Consider the following 10930-nt stretch of genomic DNA (forward strand, 5'->3'; position numbering starts at 1 on the left):
GGACGATGGAGCACGTCACGTCTGCGGACGGAACACCGATCGCCATGCACGAAGTCGGTACGGGCCCGACGATCGTCATCATCAACGGGGCGCTGTCGACGGCGCGCGATGCCGCTGAGATCGCCCGTGAGTTCTCCGACGCCGGGTTGCGTGCCATCACGTACGATCGACGCTCGCGCGGCGACAGTGGAGACAGTGCTCCCGCCGCGCCGGAGCGCGAGGTCGAGGATCTGGCCGCGATCATCGCGGCATCCGGCCCCGACGTCTCGGTGATCGGACACTCGTCCGGAGCCATCCTCGCGCTGTTCGCCGCAGGCCAAGGCGTGCCGATGTCGCGGCTGTTCCTCTCCGAGCCGCCGTTCCGATTCGGCGAGGATGACCCTGCGCCAGATCTCGAGCAGCGCCTTCAAGCGCTGGTCGACGACGGGCATCCCGAAGAGGCCGTCGTACTGTTCCAGCGGGAGGCCGTGGGTCTGCCGGAGCCGTTCATAGAGCAGTTCCGCGCCTCGCCGGCGTTCGCACAGATCGCGACGCTCGGACGCTCCACTGTTTACGACACCATGGTGACGCGTCGCGCGTCGACGCCGTCCGCAGAGATGCGTGAGGTGACGATGCCGGTGACGATCCTGCGCGGAGTCGACACGATGCCCATCCTCGTGGCCGCCGCATCCCGGCTGGCCGAGATGATGCCGGATGCCGAATTCCTGGAGGTGCCGGAGTCTGTGAGCCATCGGATGGACGCCGAGGCGACCGCCCGTATCGTAGCGGCGCGGCTCGCTGGGTGAACCACCGGCCCGCTCGTCCTTGTTGCACCGAGTCGCGCTCCACCTTCGGAGAAGTGCAGCATCTTCGGAGAGACTCTACGGAACGGGTCCGAGCGAAGCGTGCTTCTCCGAAGAACGCGCTCGTCTCACAGCCGGAGGGACTGACGGGAATCGAACCCGCGCTATCTGCTTGGGAAGCAGAAGTTCTACCATTGAACTACAGTCCCGAACCTGCTCATGAAGAACAAGTGAAGGCAAGCCTACCTGCACTCGCTTGGATGGCCAAAGCTCGACGTGACAGGCCTTGCTTGGTGCTGACCTCCGCGCTCGCAGAGGAGAACAGAGGCATGCATGGGCGCCATCATCGGCGAGTTCCTGCCCTTCGCGATCGGGATTGCGATCAGTCCGCTGCCGATCATCGTCGTGAACCTCACGCTGCTGGGCGCTCGGGCCCGAACGAGCAGCGTCGGATTCCTGCTCGGCTGGGTCGTCGGCATCCTCGCCGTGATCGTCATCTTGACCGCGGTCTCGACCGTCCTTCCGGAGCGTGCCGATTCAGCACCGAGCATCTGGTCGGGCATCCTCAAGCTCGTGCTCGGCGCCCTCCTGCTGCTGCTCGCTGTGAAACAGTGGCACAAGCGCCCGCACGCAGGCGAGACGCCGGAAGTCCCCGGCTGGATGAAGAAGGTCGATTCGCTGGGATTCGGCGGGGGAGTGCGCCTGGGTCTCTTCCTGTCCGTGGTGAATCCGAAGAACGTGATCCTGAGCACCAGCGTCGGCGTCGACCTCGGCACATCGGATCTCCCCTTCGGCGCGCTCGCAGTCGCGACCGGAGTGTTCGCGGTCATCGCCGCATCCACCGTGCTCATCCCGGTGATCGCTTACGCGATCGCGGCGCGGCGTCTGCACGCACCGCTCGAGTCCCTCCACACATGGCTCACTCGTGAGAACCACACGATCATGGGCGTGCTGTTCGTCGTGCTCGGATCCGTGACGCTCGGCAAGGGCATCGGCATCATCTGGCCGTAGTCCGCGCCATTAGGCTGTACCCGTGCTTCTCAGCGACCGCGACATCAGAGCAGAACTCGCCTCAGGTCGGATCGGCCTGTCCCCGCACGAGCCGGAGATGATCCAGCCGTCGAGTATCGATGTGCGCCTGGACAGGTACTTCCGTCTCTTCGACAACCACAAGTACCCGTTCATCGATCCGGCAGAGGACCAGCCTGAGCTCACGCGCCTGATCGAGGTCAAGCCCGACGAGCCCTTCATCCTTCACCCCGGAGAGTTCGCACTCGGTGCGACGTTCGAGCAGGTCACGCTGTCCGATGACATCGCCGCACGCCTCGAGGGCAAGAGCTCGCTCGGACGCCTCGGCCTCATCACGCACTCCACCGCGGGATTCATCGATCCGGGCTTCACCGGGCACGTCACGCTCGAGCTCGCGAACGTCGCGACTTTGCCGATCAAGCTCTGGCCGGGAATGAAGATCGGGCAGCTCTGCTTCTTCCGTCTGACCTCTCCGGCCGAGAACCCCTACGGCTCCGGCCCGTACGGCAACCGGTATCAGGGTCAGCGCGGGCCGACGGCATCCCGCTCATTCCAGAACTTCCACCGCACCGATGTGGGCAACACCGATCTGGGCTCCCTCGGCGGCTGATCAGCGGCGAGCGCCTGCTCGTCGGGTGCAGATCGTCGCGTCACACGTAGTATCGAGAGCGTGAGCGGCGAAAACACGGAAGAACCGCAAGATCCCGGCGAGGATGCCACGACTGATGCGCCCGTGTCCGGTGGTGAACCGCCTGCGCCCGCAGCAGTTCCGGGCGTAGAGCCCTTCGCCGTCCCAGCGCCGGAGACGGTGGCGATTCCGGATGCTGAGGCAGCCATCGAGAACTTCGAGGTTCCGCCGCCACCCAGATTCGGCGCGGCGCCGCCACCCGCCAGCCCGGAGCCGGTCATCCCGCGGGCCCCGTCGGAGAACGCCGCGACTGATACAGCCGACGCGCCTGCGCTCCGCAAGCGCAACACCTGGGCGCCCAACGACACATGGACCTCGGCATCGGCCCATAAGCAGGAGCCGGTGCCGCCGACCGCTGCGCAGAAAGCCGAGTCACGAGCCGCCGCTTCTCGTGCCGCGACTGCACGGGACGAAGCGAGTCGCAACTACGTCAGTCCGGCCGCTGGTGGCACGGACGGCAACAGCTATCGCGGTTGGACGGTCACGATCTTCGCCGGACTCGCGATTCTGCTCATCGGCGCCGTCGTACTGATCGGTTTCCTCGTCGGCAACCCGCCACTGGCGCTGGGGCCGCCTGCGGCGCTCGCGGACGCGACTGCGTCTTACGCGCTGCCGATCTGAGCGGATACCGCCTCCAGAGCGTCGACGGCATGCACGCCGCCGTTCTTCATCGCCATGACCGCGTCGAGCACGGAGTCGTCCGAGAGCACTCTGGTATGCCCGAGCCCGCGTGTACGGATGAGTCTCGCCCGTTCGCCGTGCGCTTCGTGAAGGCGGAGTGATCCGGCATCCGGCATCCGTCGGTCCTCCCGGTCGTGGACGATGAGCAGTTCTGTCGTGTCCGGAAGCGGGCGGGCGACCGCGTCGTAGCGCGCGAGTGCCGTGGCCTGAGTCTCACCCAGCCGTGCGTAGAAGAGCCGCTCGAACTCCGTACGAGTCGCATCGTCGAGTTCGACCATCGTGCTGAACTCGTGCAGGAAGCCGGCAGGACTCGACGTGGCGGCGATCACTGCCACTGTTCGGATCGCCGCGTCGTCACGTGCCAACGCAAGGGCCGCGAGACCGCCGAAGCAATGCCCGATGACGGCCTCGAATCCGCCATATCGGCGCGCGAGTGCGGCGCTCGCGTCGAGCCAGTCGGAGATGTCGGCACGTCGACCGTCTGATGCGCCATGTGCCGGTGCGTCGAACGACACCACCCGGTACCCCGCCGCCACAAGCTCGCGGACGAGTGGTGCGAGCTGCGAAGCGCGCCCTTGCCAGCCGTGCAGTACCAGCACCGTGCGATCGCCGGCGCCCCATCGATACGTCGCGACATCGCGACCATCCATCCGCAGATAGTCACGATGTCCGGCCAGATCGGTCGCAGCGTCGCGTTCGTGCACGGCCATCTTCGGGCCGGGTCGGAAGAACGCGCTGAGTGCGAGCCGAGCCGCGATCGTCGGAGAGATCGCGGCGGAGATGCGGATGCTGCGCCGGAGAGCGGTTACGGAGGCAGACATGATTCCTCGTTCCTGAGCCGATGGGTTCCTGAGCCAATGAATACGTACGATCGTATGTAGAGTATACGAACGATCGTGCGTACACTAGGGGTATGGCGGAGAATCTCGTTCAGGATGGGCGCCGTGCACGCGGCGACGCGACCAGGCGCATCGTCCTGTCCAGCGCGACCGATCTCGCCTCGGTCGAGGGGCTCGACGGCCTGACGATCGGGCGACTGGCCGGATCGTCCGGTCGAAGCAAGAGCAGCATCGCCACACTGTTCGGCAGCAAAGAAGCCCTTCAGCTCGCCACGATCGCCGCGGCCAGAGAGATCTTCATCGACCGGATCATCGTTCCCGCACGCGAGGAAACGCGCGGACTGCCGCGCCTTGTAGCGCTGTTGCAGAACGCGCTGATCTACTCACGCGACCGGGTCTTCCCCGGTGGCTGCTTCTTCGCGGCGACGGGCGCCGATGTCGACTCCAAGCCAGGGGAAGTCAGTGACGCCATCCGTTCCGCGACCGCCGCGTGGTACGGGTACATCGAGGCGCAGATCGATACCGCCATCGAGGCGAGGGAACTGACGGCCGACGCGGCGGGCGCCGAGCTCCTCGCGTTTCACCTGATCGCGCTGTACGAAGAGGCGAACTCTCGCTCACTGCTCATGCGTGACGACCGCCCGTACACGCTTGCCGCTGCCGCGATGACGGAGCGGCTCATCGCGGCCGGTGCGCAGCAGGGTCTGCGCGTCTCGCTGGAGAAATGACGATGGCGGATGCCGAAGCATCCGCCATCACCCGATCCGACCCGCGCGCTTCTTTCACGCACAGAGGTCACTGCGCGTCGCGACCCCGAGCGAATCCGGCGTCGAAGCCGCGTTCGTACGAACCCTGAACGAAGCGCGCGAAGTGCGCACGTCCACGGTCCTGGTGTCCGCGCCCCTCGTGAGTGCGGGGTTCGCCGCGGCGTCCGTGGTCGTCGTGCGTGCAGTGCTCGCGTCCGTCGAACTCGGGCGCGCCATAGCCCTCATGGTCGAAGTGCTGCGGGCCGAATCCGTTCGTGCTGAAACTGCGTGGGCCGAATCCGTGATCGCGTCCTCGACCGAAGTCGCCTCGACCGAAATGGCCGCGGCCGAAGTCGCGTGGGCCGAATCCGCCAGCCCCGAATCCACGACGCCCGCGTCCGCGCGGGAGCGGCGTCTCCTCGTCCCACCCGAACGTGCGAGCCAGCTGCTCGAGTGTCGACATAGTGGTGGCGAGGTCGTCCGCGGGAACCGCATCGGTGACCTTCGCCCGGATGCCGTCGACGATACCGCCGAGGCGCTCCTTGGCTGTGCGGCCCTCGTCGGTGAGTGTCCAGGTGCCATCGGCATCCGTCACCCAACCGCGCTCGATCAGTCGCGCCAGCTTGTACGAGGGCAGTGGGCGATCGCTCTTTGCGTGAGCGGCCGGAACCGTGCCGTCGACGACGTTCAGGAGACGCCATTCGCGACGTGTGATGCCCTCGGACTCGAAGGCGGAGGCGAACTCGGCCGCCATGAGACGATCGACGGCTTTGAGCCAGAATCCGAATGGGCGGGAAGTCTCATCAGTGGTTTTCGTGTTCATGGAGATCCTTTGCTTGTAACTGTGCATGTATATGTAGTGTGACATGCAATGCAAATGCATGTCAAGTCGCATGTAAAATCGGATACGTGAGCACTGACAATCCGGACCCGGCTGAGACCATCGCGCAGGCTCTGTCGCGCCTGCGCGGACGACGACCGCACGGACCGGGGCGCGGTGGTCCGCATGGAATGCGCGGCGACATCGGAGACCATCACGGGCATGGCCACGGACACGGCGACCACGCGCCTCTCGGTCGCCGCGGAATCGTACCGCCACCGTGGGTGGGCGGACCGGGTGGACGCCTGGGAGGTCCTGCCTGGATCCGGATGCTGGAGGCTCTCGCCGCAGCATCCGAGCCGCTGAGCGTCAGTGCGCTCGGCGAAGCCGTCGGCGTCGACCAGCCGCGCGCCTCACGACTCGTGCAGCAGGGCGTTCAGCGAGGACTCGTGCAGCGCGAGGCCGACCCGGACGACGCGCGCCGCACACGCATCGCCCTCACGGATGCCGGACGGAAGATCGCCCGCGGCATGCGCGGCGAGAGGCGCGAAGTGCTCTCGAAGGCACTCGAGTCCTTCACCGAGGACGAGAGCCGTGAGCTCGCCCGTCTGCTGAGCAAGCTCGCCGACAACTGGGGCAGCTGACCCCACTCGAGCCCTATTCGATGACGGCCTGCTTGGCCTTGACGGGGAGCATCAGCACCAGCCCGACGAGCAGAACGATCACGATGCCGAGGATGCCGAGGCGGGTGTCCCCACTGATGCCGACGAACAGGGCGAACAGAGTGGGGGCCAGGAACGATACGGCGCGACCCGTGGTCGCGTACAGGCCGAAGATCTCCCCCTCGCGGCCCTCCGGCGTGATGCGTGCCAGCATCGATCGACTCGCTGACTGCACGGGGCCGACGAACATGCACAGGATGAGTCCGGCGATCCAGAAGCCCATCTGCGCATCGCCGATGAACAGCACGGCGGTTCCGGCGACCACGAGTCCGATGAGAGAGGTGATGATCACGCGCTTGGGCCCGAACGCGTCATCGAGACGACCGGCGACGATCGTGCTGATGCCCGCGACCACGTTGGCGGCCACGGCGAAGTAGAGCACCTGAGAACTGGAGAAGCCGAAGACCTGCGCGGCGATGATGGCACCGAAGGTGAAGACGCCGGCGAGCCCGTCGCGGAACACGGCGCTCGCCACCAGGAACATCAGCACTTGCCGATTGCCGTGCCACAGCTTCGCGATCGTGCCGGCGAGTACGGCGTACGAGCGGAAGAATCCGACGCGGTTCTGAGATTCACGCGCGGGGATCTCCGGTACGCGCAGCAGCACGGGGATCGCGAAGACACCGAACCAGACGGCGGAGGCGAGAACGGCGAGCCGGATGTGCAGGCCGCCATCCGTGGTGATCCCGAGCGGGCCAGGGCTCGCGACAAGGCCGATGAAGCCGACGAGCAGGATGACAAGCAGCACGATGCCGCCGACATATCCCATTCCCCAGCCGAATCCGGACACCCGCCCCATGTTCTCCTTGGTGGAGACCTGCACGAGCATGGCGTTGTAGTTCACTCCGGCGAACTCGAAGAAGATGTTCCCGACGGCGAGCAACGTCGCGCCAAGGATGAGGTACTCGGGAGCGCCGACGACGAAGACCATCGCGGCCATGGCGAGTACGACGATGCCGGTGTTGATGCCGAGCCAGAGCTTGCGGCGTCCTGTCCCGTCTGAGCGCTGGCCGAGCACCGGGGCGAGTACGGCGATGAGGACACCCGCGATGGCGAGTGCCCAGCCGACCAAGCTGGCGTTGCCCGCGAGTGCGGCGACGAGTGCCGGGTCTTTCGCATCTCCGCCCGCCGCCGCCACGGTCTCGGGATCGACGAACAACTGGCTCGCCAGGAAGGTGCTGAACACGAAGGTCGTGACGACCGCGTTGAATGCGGCGGATCCCCAGTCCCACAGCGCCCAGGCGAGAACGCCGCGGCTGCGGGCGGGTCGTTCGACGTCGTCGGCCTTCGGTGCGGAAGCGCTCATGGTCGAAGTCTGGCGGGATCCGGTGAACGAGAGGTAGCGGCGCGCCGCGCACCCCGCGCCGCTCACGTGTACGACGACGTCATCAACTCGGCGAACAGCTCCTCTGCATCGCATTCCACCCGGCGCCTGGTGAACCAGTCGCACACGTTCACGCAGTCTCGATGCAGCAGATCGAGCCCTTGAGGATTCGCGATGATGTCGACGATCTGCGGCAGGTCGATCACCCGCACGCGACCCTCATGCACGAGGAGGTTGTACGGCGAGAGGTCGCCGTGGGCGAACCCCGCGGCCGCGAAGATGCGCATGATGTCGACGATCTGAGAGAAGTAGTCGGCGAGGATGCGGCGGTCGCCGCGCTCCTGCGCGAGTCGGGGCGCCGCCGTGGCATCCGTGCCGATGAACTCCATCAGCACCTCCGTCCCGTTCACCTGCACGGGATAGGGCACCGGAGCGCCGAGCTCCCACATACGGCACAGCGCGTTGAACTCGGCGAACGACCATTCGGCTGCCGCGACCTCTCGCCCGAATGCCGATTTCTTCGCGAGAGCGCGCGCATCGCGGGAGTTCTGCACGCGCCGACCCTCGGTATAGGCCGCCGATCGGTGGAAGCTGCGGTGCTCCTCGCTGCGAAAGCGCTTCGCCGCCAACAGCGTGCGCTGCGACGGATCATCGGGGACGGCGCGCTCGAGCAGGAAGACGTCGGCCTCCTTGCCGGTCTTGAGGATGCCGAGTTCGGTGTCGAGCGCACCGGCGGAGGTGACGACCCACGCGGGCCACGGCAGCGGGCCGCGTTCAGTGGGGGTGACCGCCGGCCACGTCGACCAGCGCTGGCCTTCGCCTGGTTCGACATCGGCGAAGGAGAGAGGGGTGGATGCGTCGAATGACGCGAAAGGATCAGTCAAGGTGGTTGCTCCGGAAGGGAGACCACGCGCTGATCAGGAGCGGGCGGCCTCGTGAGGAAGGATGTCGGCGAGAGGCGCGACGACGACAGCGTTCATGTCACAGCTCCTCTCTCGCAGACTTCTTCCGGGGCGTCCCGGCGCAGGAACGAGCATAGGCGCGTCCGTGTCGTGTGTCCAGAGACCCGTGGGCCGTGCGTCGGACGATCGGTCGGATGCCGCGGACGGGGGATCGGGCGCGGCACCCGCGCATCTGCGAGCGTGGGATCATGACAACGACCGCGTCCATCCCCGTCACCGAAGCTTCCGCAGCCGAGCGCATCAGATACGGCGCGCTCATCGTCATGATGCTGCTCAGCTTCCTGCTCGTGACGGCGGAGTTCCTGCCGAACGGAATGCTCACCGAGATGGCAGACGGGCTGGACATCACGCCGGGTCAGGCGGGTCAGACCGTCACCGTCACCGCTCTGGTCGGCCTCCTCGTCGCGCCGACCGTCGGAATGATCTTCCCTCGTGTGGATCGTCGTTCGCTGTTGGTCTGGATGGCGGTCGCCGCCGGTGCGACCAACCTCATCGTCGCGATCGCGCCGAACCTGATCATCATCCTGCTGGCCCGATTCCTGCTCGGCGCCGCCTTGAGCACGTTCTGGTCGATGTCGATCACGGTCGCCGTGCGGATCGCCGGGCCGGACCGGCTCGGCCGCGCGGTGATGTTCACATCGGCCGGAGCGTCGCTGGCCACGGTCGCAGGTGTTCCCGTCGGCGTGATGCTGAGCGAGGCTCTCGACTGGCGCGCGGTCTTCGCTCTCGCCGGCATCGTGACCGGGTTGCTGGCGATCGCACTGCGGATGCTTCTTCCACGCGTGCCCGCCGCGCAGGTGTCGAGTTTCCGCCTGCTCCTCGACACGATCCGCCGTCCAGGCGTTGGCCTCGGACTCACAGGGCACGTGCTCGTCGTCCTCGGACACTTCCTCGCCTACACGTACGTCCGCGTGGCACTGGAGCGGCTGCCTGAGATCGACCCAGGCACCATCGTGATGCTGCTTGCACTCTTCGGTGTCGGGGGCCTGATCGGCAATCTCACCATCGGTGTGATCATCGACCGCTCGTTCCGCCTGTTCGCGGTGCTCGCGCCGGCCGTGATCGCGGTGGCCGTCGCAGGGACGATTCTGCTGTCGGGATCGGTTCTCGGTGTCGGTATCGCCGTGTTCGTCTGGGGCTTCTTCTTCGCGTCATGGCTGATCGTGGTCAACACGTGGGTCGGACACCGGATGCCCGACCGTCTCGAGGCGGGCGGAAGCCTCGTCGTCGTCGGGTTCCAGGGCGCCATCATGGTGGCGGCGGGTGTCGGGGGCATCCTCGTCGACAGCATCGGGGTCGAGCCGTCCTACGCCCTCGGCGCAGCCGCGTTGGTGGCGGGCGCCGTGCTGTTCGGGGCATCGAACCGGGCGCGCGGCTGACCCGGAGCCACGGCCTGCCGGGACGCTAGGCCGGAACGCCCGCGTTCTCCGCACGCCAGGTCGATGGCGTCATCCCCGTCTCACGACGGAACGCGCGGCTGAAGCCCTCATCCGAGGAGTAGCCAAGTTCCCTTGCCGTCTCCGACACCGTGCTTCCGGCCGCGAGCATCGACTTCGCAGCATCCATCCGCACGCTGACGACATAGCTCGCCGGAGATCGGCCGATCACCGATCGGAAGCGCTCGGCGAACACCGAGCGTGACATCGCACCCACACCGGCGAGGGACTCGACCGTCCACTCACGGCCAGGTGCCTGATGGATCGCCGCGACCACTCGGTCCAGGAAGGGGTCGTTGGATCGGGCAGCCCACGCGTCAGGAACGCATCCGATCTCGGCCCATGCGCGGATGACCGAGAGCAGCACGGTGGTCGCCATCATCCGGCAGATCACAGGGTCACCGGAGCGCACGTCCGGGGCGGCGAACGGGTCCAACCCCAACTGCGCCGCCAGGGCGGCGGCCGCCGGTTCGAGTGCGGCGAAATCACTGACGACGACGAAACCGGGCACCATGTGCAGCGCGGTCGGATCCGAGAGTTGCAACTCGCCAACGACCAGGGTGGCGCCGTCCGGCGCGTCGAGGATGATCGAGCGATCTCCCAGTGTGAGCAACGCTCCGCCCTCGGCGAGCACGTCGGGAGCAGTCGGCCGAGTGACGCTGATGGTCCGGGTGGCCCGGTCGATGCCGAGGGTGCAGCCGCTGGCGAGCGGAGGGTGGCCGCGCACGGCACCGGCGACGACGTGCACGAAGCTCACGACGCCATCGGCGAGCGGGAGGGCCCCCGATGCCGGCAGCTCGACGCGCCGTGTACCGCCGGAGACCACTTTGACTCCGGAGAGCACGCGGTCGAGTGTCGCCTGATCGATCGTTGCCATGGTGGTGGCAACGAAGAGTCAGCG

General features: G+C 66.8%; 12 protein-coding genes and 1 tRNA gene. 7 read left to right on the plus strand and 6 right to left on the minus strand.

What is annotated here, in order from left to right; genetic code table 11:
- The first annotated feature begins 5 nt into the window (after positions 1–5).
- Positions 6–785 (plus strand): alpha/beta fold hydrolase, encoded by a 780-nt coding sequence (locus tag ACP7AR_RS14650; RefSeq protein ID WP_426187240.1) that lies wholly within the window; start codon positions 6–8, stop codon positions 783–785.
- Between the two features lie 135 nt (positions 786–920).
- Here ACP7AR_RS14650 and ACP7AR_RS14655 read toward each other — a convergent pair.
- Positions 921–991 (minus strand) — tRNA-Gly (locus ACP7AR_RS14655).
- A 124-nt stretch (positions 992–1115) separates the two neighbouring features.
- Here ACP7AR_RS14655 and ACP7AR_RS14660 point away from each other — a divergent pair.
- The 3 genes from ACP7AR_RS14660 to ACP7AR_RS14670 are packed head-to-tail and all read left to right on the plus strand — an operon-like array spanning position 1116 to position 3120.
- Complete coding sequence (locus ACP7AR_RS14660; RefSeq protein WP_426187242.1) at positions 1116–1793, plus strand: GAP family protein; 678 nt, start codon at positions 1116–1118, stop codon at positions 1791–1793.
- A 22-nt stretch (positions 1794–1815) separates the two neighbouring features.
- Complete coding sequence (dcd, locus tag ACP7AR_RS14665; protein WP_426187244.1) at positions 1816–2421, plus strand: dCTP deaminase; 606 nt, start codon at positions 1816–1818, stop codon at positions 2419–2421.
- Positions 2422–2481: 60 nt separating this feature from the next.
- The gene (locus tag ACP7AR_RS14670; protein WP_426187246.1) at positions 2482–3120 is read left to right on the plus strand and encodes a hypothetical protein; all 639 of its coding nucleotides are present in this window, start codon (positions 2482–2484) and stop codon (positions 3118–3120) included.
- Here ACP7AR_RS14670 and ACP7AR_RS14675 read toward each other — a convergent pair.
- Positions 3102–4001 (minus strand): alpha/beta hydrolase, encoded by a 900-nt coding sequence (locus tag ACP7AR_RS14675; protein ID WP_426187248.1) that lies wholly within the window; start codon positions 3999–4001, stop codon positions 3102–3104. The genes ACP7AR_RS14670 and ACP7AR_RS14675 overlap by 19 nt on opposite strands.
- Positions 4002–4093: 92 nt before the next feature.
- Here ACP7AR_RS14675 and ACP7AR_RS14680 point away from each other — a divergent pair, with 92 nt between their 5' ends.
- Positions 4094–4747 (plus strand): TetR/AcrR family transcriptional regulator, encoded by a 654-nt coding sequence (locus tag ACP7AR_RS14680; protein WP_426187250.1) that lies wholly within the window; start codon positions 4094–4096, stop codon positions 4745–4747.
- Between the two features lie 67 nt (positions 4748–4814).
- On the opposite strand, the gene ACP7AR_RS14685 is transcribed toward ACP7AR_RS14680, so the two are convergent.
- Positions 4815–5588 carry a MarR family winged helix-turn-helix transcriptional regulator gene (locus ACP7AR_RS14685; protein WP_426187252.1) on the minus strand — a complete coding sequence of 258 codons (774 nt, stop codon included), beginning with the start codon at positions 5586–5588 and terminating at the stop codon, positions 4815–4817.
- Positions 5589–5674: 86 nt separating this feature from the next.
- Between ACP7AR_RS14685 and ACP7AR_RS14690 the strand changes: the two genes are divergently transcribed.
- Positions 5675–6229 carry a MarR family winged helix-turn-helix transcriptional regulator gene (locus ACP7AR_RS14690; protein WP_426187254.1) on the plus strand — a complete coding sequence of 185 codons (555 nt, stop codon included), beginning with the start codon at positions 5675–5677 and terminating at the stop codon, positions 6227–6229.
- A 13-nt stretch (positions 6230–6242) separates the two neighbouring features.
- Here ACP7AR_RS14690 and ACP7AR_RS14695 read toward each other — a convergent pair whose 3' ends face one another.
- Together ACP7AR_RS14695 and ACP7AR_RS14700 are read right to left on the minus strand one after the other, a co-directional pair.
- Entirely contained in the window at positions 6243–7613 is a 1371-nt protein-coding gene (locus ACP7AR_RS14695; protein WP_426187256.1) for an MFS transporter, read from the minus strand.
- A gap of 62 nt (positions 7614–7675) precedes the next feature.
- Positions 7676–8515, minus strand: a complete 840-nt coding sequence (locus tag ACP7AR_RS14700; RefSeq protein ID WP_426187258.1) for a serine protein kinase RIO — start codon at positions 8513–8515, stop codon at positions 7676–7678.
- Positions 8516–8781: 266 nt separating this feature from the next.
- Between ACP7AR_RS14700 and ACP7AR_RS14705 the strand changes: the two genes are divergently transcribed.
- Positions 8782–9972: an MFS transporter gene (locus ACP7AR_RS14705; protein WP_426187260.1), complete on the plus strand. Its 1191-nt coding sequence runs from the start codon at positions 8782–8784 to the stop codon at positions 9970–9972.
- 25 nt (positions 9973–9997) lie between these two features.
- Here the strand turns inward: ACP7AR_RS14705 and ACP7AR_RS14710 are convergent, their stop codons facing one another.
- Complete coding sequence (locus ACP7AR_RS14710) at positions 9998–10906, minus strand: helix-turn-helix transcriptional regulator (RefSeq protein ID WP_426187262.1); 909 nt, start codon at positions 10904–10906, stop codon at positions 9998–10000.
- Between the last annotated feature and the right edge of the window lie 24 nt (positions 10907–10930).

The sequence above is a fragment of the Microbacterium sp. TWP3-1-2b2 genome, from assembly GCF_049896145.1.
Taxonomy (GTDB): domain Bacteria; phylum Actinomycetota; class Actinomycetes; order Actinomycetales; family Microbacteriaceae; genus Microbacterium.